At 70.5% G+C, this 16,707-nt stretch carries 18 protein-coding genes; 11 read left to right on the top strand and 7 right to left on the bottom strand.

Annotated features, from left to right (window positions below):
- Window positions 1–69: 69 nt before the first annotated feature.
- Complete coding sequence (locus tag ACI2LP_RS10975) at window positions 70–1,539, top strand: catalase (protein WP_404724196.1); 1,470 nt, start codon at window positions 70–72, stop codon at window positions 1,537–1,539.
- Window positions 1,540–1,685: 146 nt separating this feature from the next.
- On the opposite strand, the gene ACI2LP_RS10970 is transcribed toward ACI2LP_RS10975, so the two are convergent.
- Both ACI2LP_RS10970 and hisN read right to left on the bottom strand, forming a co-directional pair.
- On the bottom strand, window positions 1,686–2,087 hold the full coding sequence (locus ACI2LP_RS10970) for a cyclic nucleotide-binding/CBS domain-containing protein (protein ID WP_404724195.1): 402 nt from the start codon (window positions 2,085–2,087) through the stop codon (window positions 1,686–1,688).
- A gap of 173 nt (window positions 2,088–2,260) precedes the next feature.
- A complete protein-coding gene (gene hisN, locus ACI2LP_RS10965; protein WP_404724194.1) occupies window positions 2,261–3,061 on the bottom strand; it encodes a histidinol-phosphatase in 801 nt (266 codons plus the stop codon).
- Between the two features lie 151 nt (window positions 3,062–3,212).
- Between hisN and ACI2LP_RS10960 the strand changes: the two genes are divergently transcribed.
- Window positions 3,213–3,857, top strand: a complete 645-nt coding sequence (locus ACI2LP_RS10960; RefSeq protein ID WP_404724193.1) for a TetR/AcrR family transcriptional regulator — start codon at window positions 3,213–3,215, stop codon at window positions 3,855–3,857.
- On the opposite strand, the gene ACI2LP_RS10955 is transcribed toward ACI2LP_RS10960, so the two are convergent.
- From ACI2LP_RS10955 to ACI2LP_RS10940, 4 genes are all read right to left on the bottom strand, one after another.
- Entirely contained in the window at window positions 3,823–4,146 is a 324-nt protein-coding gene (locus tag ACI2LP_RS10955; RefSeq protein ID WP_360873691.1) for a multidrug efflux SMR transporter, read from the bottom strand. The genes ACI2LP_RS10960 and ACI2LP_RS10955 overlap by 35 nt on opposite strands.
- 93 nt (window positions 4,147–4,239) lie before the next feature.
- Window positions 4,240–5,253, bottom strand: a complete 1,014-nt coding sequence (rsgA, locus tag ACI2LP_RS10950) for a ribosome small subunit-dependent GTPase A (RefSeq protein ID WP_404724192.1) — start codon at window positions 5,251–5,253, stop codon at window positions 4,240–4,242.
- A 4-nt stretch (window positions 5,254–5,257) separates the two neighbouring features.
- On the bottom strand, window positions 5,258–6,598 hold the full coding sequence (aroA, locus tag ACI2LP_RS10945; protein WP_404724191.1) for a 3-phosphoshikimate 1-carboxyvinyltransferase: 1,341 nt from the start codon (window positions 6,596–6,598) through the stop codon (window positions 5,258–5,260).
- 152 nt (window positions 6,599–6,750) lie between these two features.
- Entirely contained in the window at window positions 6,751–7,491 is a 741-nt protein-coding gene (locus tag ACI2LP_RS10940) for a M50 family metallopeptidase (RefSeq protein WP_404724190.1), read from the bottom strand.
- Between the two features lie 49 nt (window positions 7,492–7,540).
- Here ACI2LP_RS10940 and ACI2LP_RS10935 point away from each other — a divergent pair, with 49 nt between their 5' ends.
- From ACI2LP_RS10935 to def, 8 genes are all read left to right on the top strand, one after another.
- Window positions 7,541–8,356, top strand: coding sequence for an SOS response-associated peptidase (locus tag ACI2LP_RS10935; protein ID WP_404724189.1), 816 nt, complete (start codon window positions 7,541–7,543; stop codon window positions 8,354–8,356).
- 109 nt (window positions 8,357–8,465) lie between these two features.
- Window positions 8,466–9,086: an alpha/beta family hydrolase gene (locus tag ACI2LP_RS10930; RefSeq protein WP_404724445.1), complete on the top strand. Its 621-nt coding sequence runs from the start codon at window positions 8,466–8,468 to the stop codon at window positions 9,084–9,086.
- A gap of 238 nt (window positions 9,087–9,324) precedes the next feature.
- On the top strand, window positions 9,325–9,990 hold the full coding sequence (locus tag ACI2LP_RS10925) for a sigma-70 family RNA polymerase sigma factor (protein WP_360873443.1): 666 nt from the start codon (window positions 9,325–9,327) through the stop codon (window positions 9,988–9,990).
- Entirely contained in the window at window positions 9,987–10,277 is a 291-nt protein-coding gene (rsrA, locus tag ACI2LP_RS10920) for a mycothiol system anti-sigma-R factor (RefSeq protein WP_404724188.1), read from the top strand. The genes ACI2LP_RS10925 and rsrA overlap by 4 nt, the downstream gene beginning before the upstream one ends.
- 157 nt (window positions 10,278–10,434) lie before the next feature.
- A complete protein-coding gene (locus ACI2LP_RS10915; protein WP_404724187.1) occupies window positions 10,435–11,760 on the top strand; it encodes an HD-GYP domain-containing protein in 1,326 nt (441 codons plus the stop codon).
- A 397-nt stretch (window positions 11,761–12,157) separates the two neighbouring features.
- On the top strand, window positions 12,158–13,414 hold the full coding sequence (locus ACI2LP_RS10910) for an HD domain-containing protein (protein ID WP_404724186.1): 1,257 nt from the start codon (window positions 12,158–12,160) through the stop codon (window positions 13,412–13,414).
- A gap of 105 nt (window positions 13,415–13,519) precedes the next feature.
- Window positions 13,520–14,521: a tetratricopeptide repeat protein gene (locus tag ACI2LP_RS10905; protein ID WP_404724185.1), complete on the top strand. Its 1,002-nt coding sequence runs from the start codon at window positions 13,520–13,522 to the stop codon at window positions 14,519–14,521.
- A gap of 80 nt (window positions 14,522–14,601) precedes the next feature.
- On the top strand, window positions 14,602–15,234 hold the full coding sequence (def, locus tag ACI2LP_RS10900) for a peptide deformylase (RefSeq protein WP_404724184.1): 633 nt from the start codon (window positions 14,602–14,604) through the stop codon (window positions 15,232–15,234).
- 21 nt (window positions 15,235–15,255) lie between these two features.
- Here def and ACI2LP_RS10895 read toward each other — a convergent pair whose 3' ends face one another.
- Entirely contained in the window at window positions 15,256–16,224 is a 969-nt protein-coding gene (locus ACI2LP_RS10895; protein ID WP_404724183.1) for a GlxA family transcriptional regulator, read from the bottom strand.
- An 82-nt stretch (window positions 16,225–16,306) separates the two neighbouring features.
- Between ACI2LP_RS10895 and ACI2LP_RS10890 the strand changes: the two genes are divergently transcribed.
- Window positions 16,307–16,603: a hypothetical protein gene (locus ACI2LP_RS10890; RefSeq protein ID WP_404724182.1), complete on the top strand. Its 297-nt coding sequence runs from the start codon at window positions 16,307–16,309 to the stop codon at window positions 16,601–16,603.
- Window positions 16,604–16,707: the final 104 nt, after the last annotated feature.

Below are 16,707 nucleotides of genomic sequence, written 5' to 3'. Positions count from 1 at the left end.
ACTTGACTTAGACAATGTCCATTGTAGGATCGGGACCAGTAAAACGCCAAGGGACAGGACGTTGCTGGAATGACGCAGGAGGCGCACGTGACGCAGGGACCGCTCACCACGGAGGCCGGGGCTCCGGTCGCCGACAACCAGAACAGCGAGACCGCGGGCGTCGGCGGGCCGGTTCTCGTCCAGGACCAGCTGCTGCTCGAGAAGCTCGCGCACTTCAACCGTGAGCGCATCCCGGAGCGCATCGTGCACGCGCGCGGCGCCGGTGCCTACGGCACCTTCACGCTGACCCGCGACGTGTCCCAGTGGACCCGCGCGAAGTTCCTCTCCGAGGTGGGCAAGCAGACGGAGACGTTCCTCCGCTTCTCCACCGTGGCGGGCAACCTCGGCTCCGCCGACGCCGTCCGTGACCCCCGCGGCTTCGCGCTGAAGTTCTACACCGAAGAGGGCAACTACGACCTCGTCGGCAACAACACCCCGGTGTTCTTCATCAAGGACGCCATCAAGTTCCCCGACTTCATCCACACCCAGAAGCGCGACCCCTACACGGGCAGCCAGGAGGCTGACAACGTATGGGACTTCTGGGGGCTGAGCCCGGAGAGCACCCACCAGGTGACCTGGCTCTTCGGTGACCGCGGCATCCCGGCCACGCTGCGTCACATGAACGGCTACGGCTCGCACACGTACCAGTGGAACAACGAGGCCGGCGAGGTCTTCTGGGTCAAGTACCACTTCAAGACCGACCAGGGCATCAAGAACCTCACCACGGACGAGGCCAACCGCCTCTCCGGTGTGGATCCGGACTCCCACCAGCGTGACCTGCGTGAGTCCATCGAGCGCGGCGACTTCCCGTCCTGGACCGTGCAGGTGCAGATCATGCCGGCGGCCGAGGCGGCGACCTACCGCTTCAACCCGTTCGACCTGACCAAGGTCTGGCCGCACGAGGACTACCCGCCGATCGAGATCGGCAAGCTGGAGCTCAACCGCAACCCGGAGAACATCTTCGCCGAGGTCGAGCAGTCGATCTTCAGCCCCGCGCACTTCGTGCCGGGCATCGGTCCGTCCCCGGACAAGATGCTCCAGGGCCGTCTCTTCGCGTACGGCGACGCCCACCGCTACCGCGTCGGCATCAATGCCGACCATCTGCCGGTGAACCGCCCGCACGCCACCGAGGCGCGTACGAACAGCCGTGACGGCTTTCTGTACGACGGCCGCCACAAGGGCACCAAGAACTACGAGCCGAACAGCTTCGGCGGCCCGTTCCAGACGGACAGGCCGCTGTGGGTGTCGACCGCCGTCTCCGGCGCGACCGGCAACCACGAGGCCCCCTCGCACGCCGATGACAACGACTTCGTGCAGGCGGGCAACCTCTACCGGCTGATGTCCGAGGACGAGAAGGGCCGGCTCATCGAGAACCTCGCCGGCTTCATCTCCAAGGTGTCGCGTGACGACATCGCCGAGCGCGCGGTCAACAACTTCCGTCAGGCCGACGGAGACTTCGGTAAGCGGCTGGAGGCCGCGGTCCAGGCCCTGCGTGGCTGACGGACGCCTGCCGTAGTACGGAGGGCCGGACCCCTGTCCAGAGGGGTCCGGCCCTTTCGTACGCGCGTCAAACCGGTCCCTGCGCGCCAACCGCTTCCTGTGCGTGCCAACCGGTTCGTGTGCGAGCCGGCCGGTTCGTGTGCGGGCTAGCCGGCGAGCGTCGCCGGGTGCCGCCTCGCGGGGGCCCAGCAGCGGATGATGTCGCGTACGGAGACGATGCCCACGGGCCCGTCGCCGTCGAGCACGATCAGATGCCGGAAGCCGCCGTGCGTCATGGCCTCCGCGGCCTCCTCCAGGGTCCATGAAGGCGCGGCGAAGACGACGTCGGTGGTGGTGTGGGTGCCGGCGGTCTCCAGATCGGGGTCCTGCCCCGTACCCACCGAATTCAGGATGTCGCGCTCGGTCAGAATGCCGAGCCCGCCGGCGTCGGTGTCGAGGACGACGGCCGCGCCGACACGGCGCGCGGCCATCAGGCGGGCGGCCTGGCGGAGTGTGTGTGCGGGTCCGATGGTGAGGACCACCGTGCTCATGGCGTCACGGACGAGCATGGATGGAGCCACCTCCTTGGCGGATCGGTTGTTCGGGAACCGATTCACAAATTCACAAGTGGGGAGACTCTCAGAGTCGCAGCCCTGCGGGGCGGCAGCAAGAGGGCGCACACGGTCGTTTGTGCGCCGGGTAAATGGGTGTATGTGCCCGTCAGTTGTTGACCGGCGCCCCGTCAGTAGCGCTGGTTGAGATAGCCCAGCAGCTCGTCGTGGAGCAGCCCGTTCGACGCGGCCGCGTTTCCGCTGTGCGGACCCGGCCGTCCGTCCAGGCCGGTGAAGGATCCGCCCGCCTCCTGTACGACGATTGCGGTCGCCGCCATGTCCCACAGCGAGAGCTCCGGCTCGGCACAGATGTCCACCGAGCCCTCGGCGACCATCATGTACGGCCAGAAGTCGCCATAGCCGCGAGTGCGCCAGCAGGCCCGGGTCAGATCCAGGAACCCGTCGAGCCGTCCCTGCTCCTCCCAGCCGCTCAGCGAGGAGTACGCGAAGGAGGCGTCCTGGACCCGGGAGACCTCGGAGACCCGCAGCCGGGTGGCCGAGCTGAGGCTGCGCCCGGTGTACGCGCCGCCGCCCTGCGCCGCCCACCAGCGGCGGCCCAGCGCCGGGGCCGACACCACGCCCACGACGGACTGGTAGCCGCCCTCGCCCTGCACCATCAGCGAGATCAGCGTCGCCCAGACCGGTACCCCGCGCACATAGTTCTTGGTGCCGTCGATCGGGTCGATCACCCAGCGGCGCGGACCCGTGCCCTCGATGCCGTACTCCTCGCCGAGGATCGCGTCGCGCGGGCGCGCCCGCTGGAGCTGTCCGCGGATCAGCTCTTCCGCCGCCTTGTCGGCCTCGCTCACCGGCGTCATGTCAGGCTTGGTCTCGACCTTGAGGTCCAGCGCCTTGAACCGGTGCATCGTGGCGGCGTCGGCGGCGTCCGCGAGCACGTGCGCAAGTCGCAGATCGTCGTGGTAGTCGGGCATGGTCATCACTCTATCGGGGCTGAGTAAGGCCGTCCTGTGCCCCTGTCCGCCGCGGCTATTGACAGTGGATGGCGGCCCGTCAACTCTGAGCGCAGAGCCGCACGGCCCGGTGGGCGCACGGCCTGAGAGCCGCACGGCCTGGGAGGCGACGATGCCTACAGCGCGAGAGTCCTTGCTGAACGCCGCTCTCACGGCGCTCGCCGCACTGCCCTGGTCCGGGGTGCGGATGGTCGATGTCGCGTCCGCGGCCGGGGTCTCGCGGCAGACCCTCTACAACGAGTTCGGCAGCAAGGACGGCCTCGCCCGCGCCTTGGTGCGGCGCGAGGCCGACAACTACCTCCATGGCGTCGAGCGGCTGCTGGCCGAGCGGGCGAGAGCCGCGGACCGCCTGGTCTCGGTCGCCGAATGGACCGTGGGCGAGGCGCGGGCGAAGCCACTGCTGCGGGCCCTGCTCACCGGCTGCTGGAGCGAACATCTGCCCGCGCCGCGGCCCGCCCGGCGCAGCGCCGTGCTCTCCCAAGTGCCCGCCCAGCGCCGCGCGGACGCGGGGCTGCCGTCACCGGGCGAGCTGGTAGCGGCCGTACGGGACCGGGCGGTGGCCGCGCTGGAGCACGGGCGCCCGGACAGCCGTCGTACGAAGGAGGCATCGGCCGAGCTGGCGCACCGCTGCGAGCTGGTCGTGCGGCTCGCGCTCTCGTATGTGATCGCGCCCGTCGGCGAGGGGGTCGGGGAGCTGGTGCGTACGGCCGTCACCGGAGCCGTCAGTGCGATGAGCCCGACAGCTGCAGACCGATGACGCCCATGATCACCAGCGCGATCGAGACAATCTTGAGGGTGGAGACCAAGTCGTCGAGGAAGACCATTCCGTAGATCGCGGTGCCCGCCGCGCCGATGCCGGTCCACACCGCATACGCGGGACCGACGTCGAGCTTCTTCAGAGAGAGCGTCAGCAGTCCGAAGCTGCCGAGGGCGAAAGCGGCGAACGCGATCGTCGGCCAGAGTCTGGTGAAACCGTGCGAGAGCTTGAGGCAGACGGCGAACCCCGTCTCAAGCAATCCGGCGACCACCACCAGCAGCCACGCCATGGTCTGTGCCTCCCGCATCAGTCGGTGACTGCTTCGTCGGACTTGGTGCGATTATGCACTTACCAACAAGGGGTGACCGCAAACGTGCGCGAGTCAGTCGCCCTCGCGTCGCTCCCGCGTGGCCAGCAGCCGCCGCAGCGAATACAGCCGCGCCGGATCCGCATGCCCCTTGGCCACCCACTCGTCCAGGGCGCAGTCCGGCTCGTCGTGACTGCACGCCCGCGGACAGCCCTCCGTACCCGGCACGAGATCGGGGAAGGCGAGGATCACCCGGGACGGATCGACATGGTGCAGACCGAAGGAACGCACGCCCGGGGTGTCGATCACCCAGCCGCCCTCGGCGTCGTTGAGCGGCAGCGCCAGCGCGGATGTGGTGGTGTGCCGGCCGCGGCCCGTGACCGCGTTGACAAGGCCGGTGCTCCGTCGGCGCTCCTTCGGTACGAGAGCGTTGACCAGGGTCGTCTTGCCGACGCCGGAGTGGCCGACGAACGCGGTGGTATGGCCCTTGAGGTGCTCATGCACGCGCTCGGCCGCAACGCCGTCCACGAACTCGTCGCGGGTGGTGACCACATGGGGAACGCCGAGCGCGCCGTACATCTCAAGGAGCTTGTCCGGTGAGGCCAGATCCGACTTGGTCAGCACGAGAAGTGGCGTGAGTCCGCCGTCGTACGCCGCGACGATGCAACGGTCGATCAGGCGCGGGCGGGGTTCGGGGTCGGCGAGCGCCGTCACGATCGCCAACTGGTCGGCGTTGGCGACGACCACGCGCTCGAACGGATCGTCGTCGTCGGCAGTCCGCCGCAGGACGGATTTCCGCTCCTCGATGCGCACGATGCGGGCGAGGGTGTCCTTCTCCCCGGAGAGATCGCCGACGATCCCGACCCGGTCGCCGACCACCGCGGCCTTGCGGCCCAGCTCGCGGGCCTTCATCGCCATCACGACGCGATCGTCGACAAGACAGGTGAGCCGGCCGCGGTCGACTGTCAGGACCATGCCCTCGACCGCGTCCTCGTGCTTGGGGCGGATATTGGTCCGGGGGCGGTTGCCCTTGCGGTTGGGGCGGACGCGGATGTCGTCCTCGTCGGGGTTCTTGCCGTAGCGGCGCATCTCGTCAGGCCCCGAGCATTCCGGCCCACATCTGCGGGAAGTCGGGCAGGGTCTTGGCGGTCGTCGCCACGTTCTCGATCCGTACGCCCTCGACGGCGAGGCCGATGACCGAGCCTGCGGTGGCCATGCGGTGGTCGTCATACGTATGGAAGATGCCGCCGTGCAGCGGGCGCGGCCGGATGTGCAGGCCGTCGTCGGTCTCGGTGACATCGCCGCCGAGCTCGTTGATCTCCTTGGTCAGGGCCGCGAGGCGGTCCGTCTCATGCAGGCGCAGATGGGCGACGCCGCGCAGCGTGGAGGGGGAGTCGGCCAGCGCCGCGACCGCCGCGATGCCGGGGGTCAGCTCGCCGACCTCGCCGAGGTCGACGTCGATGCCGTGGATACGACCCGTTCCGGTGAAAGTCAGTCCGGCATCGGTCAGCTCGCAGGAACCGCCCATCTCGGTGAAGATCTCGCGCAGCGCGTCACCGGGCTGGGTGGTGCGCTCGGGCCAGTCGGGGATGGTGACCCGGCCGCCGGTGATCAGGGCAGCGGCGAGGAACGGCTGGGCGTTGGAGAGGTCCGGCTCGACGGTCAGATCGCGGCCGAGCAGCGCGGACGGGGAGACCCGCCAGACATTGGGCTCGCCGCCGGTCTCGGGCTCGTCGACCTGGGCGCCGACGGCGCGCAGCATGTCGACGGTCATCCGGATGTGCGGCATGGAGGGGAGCTTGCCGCCGATGTGCCGTACCTCCACGCCCTGGTTGAACCGGGGCGCGGACAGCAGCAGGGCGGAGACGAACTGGGACGACGAGGAGGCGTCGATCTCGACCGCTCCGCCGTCGAGTGCGCCACCGCCGAACACGGTCATCGGGAGTGCGCCACGTCCGTCGTCGTCGATGCGGGCGCCGAGGACACGCAGAGCGTCGATCACGCCGTTCAGCGGGCGTTCGTACGAGCGGGGGTCGCCGTCGAAGCGGATGGCGCCGTCCGCGAGCGCGGCGACGGGAGGCATGAAGCGCATCACCGTGCCGGCGTTGCCGACGTCCACCGTGGCGGGTCCGTGCAGGCCGGCGGGGATGACGCGCCAGGCCTCGCCCTCGCCGTCGTGGCTTCCCGCGACGGTGGAGCTGGACGACACCGTCTCCTCGATGCCGACGCCGAGCGCGCGCAGGGCCTCCGCCATCAGGAGGCTGTCCCGGGAGCGCAGCGGGCGGCGCAGCCAGCCGGGCTCGGCGGCGAGGGAGGCCAGTACCAGTGCACGGTTGGTGACCGATTTGGATCCGGGCACGGTGACTGTCGCTTCGACGGCCCCGGTCGCGTAGGGGGCGGGCCAGAGGGCGGGGTGCACGGAGCTTTCGGTCATGGCCATCACTTTAGTGGCTCGGTGGAGAGCCCGATCTTGATCAAATACGTCGAAATCGGGGCGTAACCATGGGGTGGTAGTGAGCTTCGGCGGAGCATCGTGGGCGTTTTCCGGCCGAGCTGGGGCCGAATTGGGGGCCGAACGGCGGCGAGTCAGAGGCCGAGCAGCCAGCGGCCGCCGCCGATCAGCGAGCAGACCGACACGGCGTGAAAGAGAAAGAGCCACATCGCGGGCGGCACATGGGTCAGCCGGGAGAGCTGGTCGGCATCCGAGTCGGGGGCCCCGCCGTGACGGCGCTTGGACTGGAGCTCGAAGGCCGGCCGTACACCGCCGAGCAGCAGGAACCAGACGGCGGCGTAGGCGAAGACGGCCTGCACGGCGGGTTCTGTCAGCCAGGAGACGAGGAGGAATGCGGCACCGGTGACGATCACCGTGAGTGCGCCGTACGCATTGCGGATCATCACCAGCATCGCGATGAGCAGGGCGGTCGCCAGCCAGAGGAGCAGCGTGATGTGGTGCGCGGCGAGCAGGTACGCACCGCCGAGTCCGAGCAGCGGGGGCGCGGTGTACCCGGCCGCGGCGGTCAGGATCATGCCGAGGCCGGTGGGCTTGCCCGCGCTGACGGTCAGGCCACTCGTGTCCGAGTGCAGCCGTATGCCGTCGAGCCGGCGGCCGGTGAGCAGGGCGACGAGGCCGTGGCCGCCTTCGTGGGCGATCGTGACGGCGTTGCGTGAGATCCGCCATATCGGGTGGGGCGCCACGGCGGCGAGGGCGAGCAGGCCGGTGGCGATGACGAGCCACTTCTCGGGGGCGGGCTGGGTGCCGAAGACACGGTCCCAGAGGTCGCCGATGGAGGCGCTGCTGAGGGTGGTTGCGGGGTCGGTGCTGACCATTTCTCGGGCGGCTCCTCAGGCGTCGGGCGGAAGTGGCAGTGTGGCACTCATGTGCGGACGGTATGCAGCGAGTCGTAGGCCCGAGGATCTCGCGGGAGTCTTCGAGGTCGAGAAGTGGGAGCCGGAGGAGACGCTGGCGCCCGACTGGAACGTGGCCCCCACCAAGGAGGTCTACGCGATTCTCGAGCGCCCACTGAAAGACGCTGACGATCAACGTCCGGTTCGCCAGCTGCGGGCGCTGAAGTGGGGGCTCGTGCCCTCGTGGGCGAAGTCGCCGGAGGGCGGGGCCCGCATGATCAACGCGCGGGCCGAGACGGTGCACGAGAAGCCGTCCTTCCGCAGGCCCTTCGTCTCTCGGCGCTGCATTCTGCCGGCGGACGGCTATTACGAGTGGGTGACCGGGTCCGGCGAGCGGGAGCTGGAGGTCGAAGGGAAGAAGAAGCGGCCGCGGAAGCAGCCGTACTTCGTGACGCCGGCGGACGGGTCGGTGTTCGCGATGGCGGGACTGTACGAGTTCTGGCGGGACCGGACGCTGCCGGACGACCATCCGCAGGCGTGGTGGGTGACCTGTTCGGTGATCACGACGGAGGCGGAGAAGGGACCGCTGGGGGTGGCGCCGGCCGAGGGGCCGCGGTCCCTGTCGGACATCCACCCGCGGATGCCGCTGATGCTGACGCCGGACCGGTGGGACGCGTGGCTGGACCCGTCGCGGACGGACCTGGAGGAGCTGCGGACGCTGCTGGAGCCGCCGCCGGAAGGGCTGATGAGGGCGTATGCGGTGACGACGGCGGTGAGCAATGTGCGCAACAACGGGCCCGAGTTGCTGGAGGAGCTCGCGGCGCCGGAGGAGAGCACGCTGTTCTGACCGGCCTTGCCACGCGGCGCGCACCGCACCGGCGCGGCAGGATGAAGGCGTGAGCCCCGTTGAGAAGCCGCAGCACGCACAGCACGCACAGCACGCACAGCACGCAGAGATCGTGGAGACGGACGCCGGTGACGCCCGCGTCACCTGGGTGCGGGCCAAGCGCGCCCGGCTCGTCCTCGCCGTCAGCCATGGGGCCGGAGGCGGGATCGAGGCCCGGGACCTGCGGGCGATCGCCGACGCGCTGCCCGCGGACGGGTTCACCGTCGCCCTCGTCGAGCAGCCGTGGCGGGTCGCCGGCAAGAAGGTCGCCCCCGCGCCGAAGACCCTGGATGTCGGCTGGCGCGGGGTCTGGCCCGTACTGGAGAAGCCGGGGCTGCCCGTCGTCGCCGGCGGGCGCAGTGCCGGGGCCAGGGTCGCCTGCCGGACGGCGACGGAACTCGGTGCCGCCGGCGTGCTCGCGCTGAGTTTCCCGCTGCATCCGCCCGGCAGGCCGGAGAAGTCCCGCGCGGACGAACTCCTCGCCGCGGGCGTGCCCACCCTCGTCGTCCAGGGCGGCAACGACCCCTTCGGGAAGCCCGAGGAGTTCCCGGAGGGGGAGTACGAACTCGTGGAAGTCCCCTACGGAGATCACGGCTTCGCGGTGCCCAAGCGCGCGGGGATCACGCCGGAGGAGACCCTCCGAGTGATCACGGACGCCGTGCGGACCTGGGCGCGAGACCTACGGGAATGAGGCGCGGGCGCGCACTGTTGTGGGGGATGTCGGGACGGGAAGTCAACAGAGCATCGAGTAGGGAGTTCGTCGCATGGGTTCGACCATCTGCCCGAGCCGCGCGCACGCCGCTGACCTGGAGTGGACGGTGCTTTCCGCGGCCAAGACCGCCCCTGTCCGGGCGGCGGGCGGAGCGGATCGTCGTCTATCCTCCGATTCGAGCGGGTCCGCATTCGGGTTCGCCACATCGTTGGAGGAGGTGGGTCCGGTCACTGGGACCGACGCAGGGACCGACGACGGCCAGGCGGGGCAGTCCGAGGAGACGACTGCCGAGCGCAATGCCCGTTTCGAGCGGGACGCTCTCGGCTTCCTCGACCAGATGTACTCGGCTGCGCTCCGTATGACGCGCAACCCCGCCGACGCCGAGGATCTTGTGCAGGAGACGTATGCCAAGGCGTACGGATCCTTCCACCAGTTCCGCGAGGGCACGAACCTCAAGGCGTGGCTGTACCGGATCCTCACGAACACCTTTATCAACTCGTACCGCAAGAAGCAGCGCGAGCCCCAGCGCAGCGCTGCCGAGGAGATCGAGGACTGGCAGCTCGCGCGCGCCGAGTCGCACATGTCGACCGGGCTGCGCTCCGCCGAGTCGCAGGCCCTCGACCACCTGCCCGATTCGGACGTCAAGGCAGCACTGCAGGCCATCCCCGAAGAGTTCCGCATCGCGGTCTATCTCGCCGACGTAGAGGGCTTTGCGTACAAGGAGATCGCGGACATCATGGGAACACCGATCGGGACGGTGATGTCCCGCCTGCACCGGGGCCGCCGTCAACTGCGTGGCATGCTCGAGGACTACGCCCGTGAGCGCGGGCTCGTCCCGGCCGGAGCGGGGGAGTCGAACGACGCGAAAGGCTCGGGCTCATGAGCTGCGGAGAGCCGCACGAGACGGACTGCTCAGAGGTCCTGGACCATCTCTATGAGTTCCTCGACCGCGAGATGCCCGACAGCGACTGCACCAAGTTCGAGGTGCACTTCGAGGAGTGCTCCCCCTGCCTGGAGAAGTACGGGCTCGAGCAGGCCGTGAAGAAACTGGTCAAGCGGTGCTGCGGACACGACGACGTGCCCAGCGACTTGCGGGCCAAGGTCCTGGGGCGCATTGATCTGATCCGTTCCGGCCAGGCGGTGCCCGAGCAGGACGTCGTCAAGGATTAGTCGCTCTCGCACAGACGTACGGGGTGTGTCGTGGTTGTCACGGCACACCCTGTTCGTGTGTCACCCGTAGGTGCGAATAGGCGTCATCCTGCCGCCATGATTCACCCAACTCGCTAGCCTGACGCTCTATTTCAGGACAGGCGGGGAGGGCGGGCCAGTGAGGGCCATTCCGGCGGCGGCACGCGTGTACATACTGTGCGCGGTGCTCTGCGCTGCGGCATGTGCGCTGCCCGCCCTGAGGCAGGGGGGCCACTGGCGCGCCGTGCTGCTGCTCGCCGGGCTCTACGCCGTGTGCGAGATCCCCGCCCGCTGCCGCTATGTAGGGAACTCCGTGCCGGTGGGCGCCGGTTCCTTCTTCCCCGTGCTGCTCGCCGCGGCGTTCTTGCTGCCGCCCGCCGTGGCCGTGTTCGTCGCTGTGCCCGGCGCGCTGCTGGGGCGGGTCGACCAGTGCCCAGTCGGCGTGCGGCGGATCTGGCGCGCCGCGCAGCTTGCGCTGGCGACCTGGGGCGCGGCGCAGGCGTACGCACTCCTCGGCGGCGCACGGACCCTGCGCGCGCCGGACTTTCCGTACGCACTGCTGCCCGCCGTGGCCGGGGCGCTCGCCTTCTGCCTGGTGCTGACCGCCCTCGACGGCGGCATACTCGCCGCCGCGGAACGGGTGCCTTTACGGGCCGCCTGGCGCGGGCTGCTGCTGCGCTCCCCGGCGCCGCACTGTGTGCACGGGCTCGCCGGACTGATGATGGCCGTGCTGTGGCGCAGTCCGTACGGGCCGCTGTCCGCGCTCTTCGTCCTGTTGCCGATGTACATCTCCTGCTGGATCTTCACGCAGTACCACCGGGAGCGGGCGGCCCATCAGGCGACGATCCGTGCGCTGGTCCAGGCGGTCGACATCAAGGACGAGTACACGCGCGGGCACAGTGAGCGGGTGGGGCGGGCGTCCGTGCTCATCGCGCGTGAGCTGAGCATGGACGAGGGGCGGCTGGAACTCCTCCGGTTCGCCGGGATCCTGCACGACGTGGGGAAGCTCGGGGTGCCGACGCGGGTGCTGCGCAAGGACGGGCCGCTGACGCCGCAGGAGCGGCGGGTGATCGAGCTGCATCCGGAGTACGGGCACGAGATGGTGCGGGGCATCGGGTTCCTGGGGGAGGCGCGGGCGGCGATCCTGCACCACCACGAGCGGATGGACGGGAGCGGGTATCCGTACGGGCTCGTGGGGCGCCAGATCCCGGAGTTCGCGCGGGTGGTGGCGGTGGCGGACGCGTTCGACGCGATGACGTCGACGCGGTCGTACCGCCGGGCGCGGCCGGTGGTGGCGGCGCTGGAGGAGCTGAAGCGGTGTGCGGGGACGCAGTTCGACCCGCGGATGGTGCGGGCGCTGGTGCGGGCGCTGGAGCGGCACGGGTGGGAGACGGCGGTGACGTCGGACGAACGGGAGCGGTGGGTGGGGGGCGTGCCGGCGCGGGTGGGGGGTCGGCCGCTGTGAGCGCGGGCATACGGGGCGAGGGCGGGTTTTCCCCCACCCCGCCCTCCCGCAGAGTTTCGCCTGGGTGGGGGCGCCCCCGGCGCAGCCAGGGGGAGTACCCCCATCCCGAAACCAGGGGCAGACCCCCAGGCTCCCGGCCTGCGACGGGCGCGGCAGCTTCGCGCCGCGTGGTTCTCCGGCCTGCGGCCGGTGCGGCGGCTTCGCGCCGCGTGTGGGTGGGACCGGGTTTCTTCGGCCCGGTGGGCCGTTTGCGCACGCGGGGCAAGGCCCCGGGCACCCGGCCTGCGGCCGGTGCAGCGGCTTCGCACCCCTTGAGCGGGCCCCCTGGGCCCTCGCCCGAGCGCGGCCCCGTCGCTCTGTGCCGTATCGGGCCCCGGCCCGCAGTCGGTGGCGTGTAATGGCCGGAGGCAATGGCGGCATTCGTGGCGTCTACGGCGCCGTCGCCCTGGTTGCCGGTGCCGGGCTTGCGTGGACCCTGTGGCATGGGGTTGAGCAGCCCGGGAACGCCCTTGCCTTCGGTGCCTTCATCGCCGTCGGGGAGCTCGCTCGTTGGGGGTCGCAGCCCGGGGAGCGGGAACCCGCGCCGCTCGGGGCCGCGGGCGCACTGGCCTATGCCTTGCTCGGGGAGTGCGCGGGGCGGCCGACAACGCACGGGGTCCTGCAGGTCGTCGCCGTCGTCGTCGCGGGCGTGCTCGTCGGGGCCGTGCCACATGTGGCGCGCGGGAGCGGGCCCGCGCTCGATCATGTGGCGCGGCGGGTGCTGACCGTCGGGTTCGCCGCCGCCTGTTTCCAGCCGCTGTACAACTCCGGCAAGCTGGAGCACTGGATCGGGCACGGCGCGTACTACGCGCTCTTCCTGCTTCTGCTGCTCGTCCTGACCGCCCTCTGCGACGCCGTCCTCGCCGCCGCGATGCTGGGCGCCCGCACTCGCTATCCGTACGGACCCCTCCTGCGCGACGAGCTCCGCGCGCTGCTCGGCATCGGCTCCGCCGTCTGTGCCACCGGTGCCGTGATGGCCCTCTCCGTCGCCGTCGCCGGGCTCTGGGCGCTGCCCGTGTTCTGTGTACCGCTGCTGCTCACCCAGCTGTCCTTCCGGCGGTACGCCGCCGTGCGGACCACCTACCGGCAGACCATCGCCTCCCTCGCCCGAGCGACCGAGATAGCCGGGTACACCCAGCCGGGACACGCCCGCCGGGTAGCCGCGCTCGCCACCGCCGTGGGCCGCGAGCTGGGGCTCTCCGGACCCGATCTGGCCGTGCTGGAGTACGCGGCGCTGATGCACGACATCGGCCAGCTCTCGCTCGTGGACCCGGTCCCGGAAGGGGCCACCGCGCTCCTCCCGGCCGCCGAGCAGCGGCGCATCGCCCTGCTGGGCGGCGCCGTCGTACGGCAGACCGGCGCCCCCGCAGCCGTCGCCGTCGTCGTCGAGCGGCAGGCCGACCCCTACCGCGACCAGCCACTGCCCGCCCGGATTGTCCGCACCGTCAACGCATACGACGATCTCACCGGGGGAAGCGGAGGAACGGCGGGCGGAGCGCTCGGCGCACTCGAACAGCTGCGTCTCGGCACCGGGCACGACTATCAGTCAGAGGTCGTCGAATCGCTCGCCAGGGTCCTGGCCCGAGGCGGTCTGGCCCCGGTCCCGCCGGGGTAACCCATCAGTAATGAGCGAGCCTCCGACTCGGCATGGTTGGATGCGAATGAAGGCACAAGGACGTGTCCGGGGGTAGTGACCCGAGCGAACCGGCAGGCAGGAATCGTGAGGATCTTCGGGAAGGTACGGCATCGGCCCTCCGCCTCGTGGCGGCAGGCCACCGACCGCGCGTTCACGCTGATCGGCGACGGCCGGTACGAGGACGCGGGCGCGTTGCTGACGCGCGCGGCGGACCTTGAGCCCTGGCTCTCCGAGTCCTGGTTCAACCTGGCGCTGCTGCACAAGTTCCGGCACGACTGGGAGCAGGCGCGCGCCGCGGGCCTGCGGGCCGTCGCGCTGCTCGACAAGGAGACCGGTGCCCCCGACTGGTGGAACGTCGGCATCGCGGCCACCGCCCTGCAGGACTGGCCGCTGGCCCGCCGCGCCTGGCAGGCGTACGGACTCAAGGTCCCCGGGGGCCCCACCCGTGCCGGAGGCGGCGGGGGAGCCAACGGTGAGCCGGTCGGCATGGAGCTCGGCAGCGCCGCCGTCCGGCTGTCGCCCGAGGGCGAGGCAGAGGTGGTCTGGGGCCGCAGGCTCGACCCGGCCCGGATAGAGGTGCTCTCCATCCCGCTGCCGTCGTCCGGACGCCGCTGGGGCGAGGTCGTCCTGCACGACGGCGTCCCGCACGGCGAGCGCATCACCAGCGCGGGCCCCTCGTACCCCGTATTCGACGAGATCGAGCTCTGGGCACCCTCACCCGTACCGACCTGGGTGGTCCTGCTGGAGGCCGCGACCGAGGCCGACCGGGACGCCCTTGAGCAGCTCGCGTCGGACGCCGGTTTCGCCGCCGAGGACTGGTCGTCGTCGGTGCGGCTGCTGTGCCGGGCCTGTTCCGAGAGCCGGATGCCGAGCGCCGAGGGCGAGGGCGAGCACCTCGACCCGCACGACCACAGCGAGCCGGGCCACCCGGGCCCGCTGGGCCACCGCACCGAGGGCGACCTGTGGTCGCCGGAGCGCGAGTGCGGCCTCGCGGCGCCCGCCGGTCTGGTGCGCGGGCTGCTCGACGGCTGGGTCGCCGACAGCCCGGACTCCCGTGAGTGGCGGGATCTCGAGGAAGTCTGCTGACCCCTGCCCGTAGGCTGTACGGACACAGAGTGACCGGACACCGGGCATGCATCGGGTAGTGAGAAGGGCGTACGGCTGACATGGCGTCGCAGCAGGAGACGGACCAGCAGGTCAACGATGGTTTCGTCGTGGACACAGAGGACTGCGAGGAGCGTGAGCTGGCGTACCGCGAGCGCGGCACGTCCCGCCCGATCACGGTCGTCGGCAATCCGGTGCTCCACAAGGAGTGCAAGGACGTCACCGAGTTCGACGACAAGCTCGCCGCTCTCGTCGACGACATGTTCGCCAGCCAGCGGACGGCGGAGGGCGTGGGCCTGGCGGCCAACCAGATCGGCGTGGACCTGAAGGTCTTCGTCTACGACTGCATGGACGACGAGGGCCTACGGCACGTCGGCGTCGTCTGCAACCCGGTGCTGGAGGAGCTGCCGGCCGAGCGCCGCGTCCTCGACGAGTCCAATGAGGGCTGCCTCTCGGTCCCGACGGCCTACGCCCCGCTGGCCCGCCCCGACTATGCGGTGGTGCGCGGGCAGGACGCCGAGGGCAACCCGATCAAGGTGCGTGGCACGGGGTACTTCGCCCGCTGCCTGCAGCACGAGACGGACCACCTGTACGGCTACCTGTACATCGACCGGCTCTCCAAGCGGGACCGCAAGGACGCGCTGCGGCAGATGGACGAGGGCACGCCGCGGTACGAGACCGTCCCGAACGACTGATCCGGCGCGCCCTGAAGGCGGTTACGCGACGCCGGGCACCGGGCCCCGGAAGGTGCGGCGGTAGGCGTTCGGCGTGGTGCCGAGCGTACGGAGAAAGTGGTGGCGCAGCCCCGCCGCGTTGCCGAATCCGGAGCGGCCGGCGATCGCGTCCACCGTCTCGTCCGTCGACTCCAGCAACTCCTGTGACAGCAGCACCCGTTGGCGCAGCAGCCAGCGGTAGGGAGTGGTGCCCGTCTCCTGCTGGAAGCGGCGGGCGAAGGTGCGCGGCGACATATGTGCCCGGTCGGCGAGCTGCTCGACGGTCACCTCGCGGTCCAGATGCCTCTCCAACCAGGACAGGACGTCGCCGACCGTGTCACAGCGGGTGCGCGGCAGCGGGCGCTGGATGTACTGCGCCTGGCCACCGTCGCGGTGCGGCGGCACGACCATCCTGCGGGCGATGAGGTTGGCGACCTCGGGGCCGTGTTCCTGGCGTACGACATGGAGGCTGGCGTCGATCGCAGCGGCGGTCCCTGCCGAGGTGATCACCGGGCCCTCGTCGACATACAGCACATCGGGGTCGACGAGCGCCCGCGGATAGCGCTCGGCCAGCGCCTGCGCATGCCGCCAGTGGGTGGTGCAGCGGCGGCCGTCGAGCAGTCCGGCGGCGCCGAGGACGAAGGCGCCGGTGCAGACGCTGAGCACCCGGGCGCCGCGGTCGACCGCGCGGCGCAGCGCGTCGAGCAGCTCTTCGGAATAGCCGCGGGTCGGGTTCGAGCCGGCGGCGGGGACGGCGATGAGATCGGCTTCCTCGAGCCGTTCGAGGCCGTACGGAGTGCTGATGGTGAACCCGGCGTGGGTGGGCAGGACGGGGCCCTCTGCGGATACCGCCGCGAAGTCGTAGACGGGCAGGCCGTCGTCGCTGCGGTCGTAACCGAAGACCTCACTGATCACGCCGAGTTCGAAGGGATGCACGCCGTCGAGGAGGACGGCGGCCACGTTTTTCAGCATGGAACCATTGTGGCAGTAATTCGATGGTTCATGACAGTCCTGCCACTGACTTCTTTGGCGCGCGAGGACGACAGTGGACCGCATGAACACATTCATGGAGTACCTCTTCGTCATCGCTCTCCTGGGGCTGATCATGCTTCCCTCGCTGGTGGGGCACCTGAGAGAGCGCGCTATCGACCGCCAGCTGCGCGAGGCCGAGCTGGGCCGGGCCGACCTGCGTCGGGCCAGGGCGCGACAGGCCGAGCGCCGGGCCCAGCAGCGTCAGGCGGAGCTCCTGCTGGCCGAGGCCCGTGAGGCTGAGATTCGGCAGGTCGAGACCCGGCAGGTCGAGACCCGTGAGGTCGAGTCCCCTGAGGCTGCGCCGTGCCGTGCCGCATAGCGGTCCGCGGACGCGGTGGGCATACGAAACGGCCGGGCGGAAGCTGTACGCATCCGCCCGGCCATTCGCTTCCCGGCGCTCCCCCGTCCCCCCGGCGGGAGAGT

It is taken from the genome of Streptomyces sp. NPDC019890, from assembly GCF_044903445.1.
Classification (GTDB): Bacteria; Actinomycetota; Actinomycetes; order Streptomycetales; family Streptomycetaceae; genus Streptomyces.
This window is presented reverse-complemented; position numbering and strand designations above follow the sequence as displayed.

Coding starts and splice junctions, on each gene's coding strand:
- ACI2LP_RS10940 (WP_404724190.1), bottom strand. CDS start 7,491: ATGGTCAGCACCGACCCCGCAACCACCCTCAGCAGCGCCTCCATCGGC.
- ACI2LP_RS10935 (WP_404724189.1), top strand. CDS start 7,541: ATGTGCGGACGGTATGCAGCGAGTCGTAGGCCCGAGGATCTCGCGGGA.
- rsgA (WP_404724192.1), bottom strand. CDS start 5,253: ATGCGCCGCTACGGCAAGAACCCCGACGAGGACGACATCCGCGTCCGC.
- rsrA (WP_404724188.1), top strand. CDS start 9,987: ATGAGCTGCGGAGAGCCGCACGAGACGGACTGCTCAGAGGTCCTGGAC.
- ACI2LP_RS10960 (WP_404724193.1), top strand. CDS start 3,213: ATGCCTACAGCGCGAGAGTCCTTGCTGAACGCCGCTCTCACGGCGCTC.
- def (WP_404724184.1), top strand. CDS start 14,602: ATGGCGTCGCAGCAGGAGACGGACCAGCAGGTCAACGATGGTTTCGTC.
- ACI2LP_RS10970 (WP_404724195.1), bottom strand. CDS start 2,087: ATGCTCGTCCGTGACGCCATGAGCACGGTGGTCCTCACCATCGGACCC.
- hisN (WP_404724194.1), bottom strand. CDS start 3,061: ATGCCCGACTACCACGACGATCTGCGACTTGCGCACGTGCTCGCGGAC.
- ACI2LP_RS10910 (WP_404724186.1), top strand. CDS start 12,158: ATGGCCGGAGGCAATGGCGGCATTCGTGGCGTCTACGGCGCCGTCGCC.
- ACI2LP_RS10890 (WP_404724182.1), top strand. CDS start 16,307: ATGAACACATTCATGGAGTACCTCTTCGTCATCGCTCTCCTGGGGCTG.
- aroA (WP_404724191.1), bottom strand. CDS start 6,598: ATGACCGAAAGCTCCGTGCACCCCGCCCTCTGGCCCGCCCCCTACGCG.
- ACI2LP_RS10975 (WP_404724196.1), top strand. CDS start 70: ATGACGCAGGAGGCGCACGTGACGCAGGGACCGCTCACCACGGAGGCC.
- ACI2LP_RS10955 (WP_360873691.1), bottom strand. CDS start 4,146: ATGGCGTGGCTGCTGGTGGTGGTCGCCGGATTGCTTGAGACGGGGTTC.
- ACI2LP_RS10895 (WP_404724183.1), bottom strand. CDS start 16,224: ATGCTGAAAAACGTGGCCGCCGTCCTCCTCGACGGCGTGCATCCCTTC.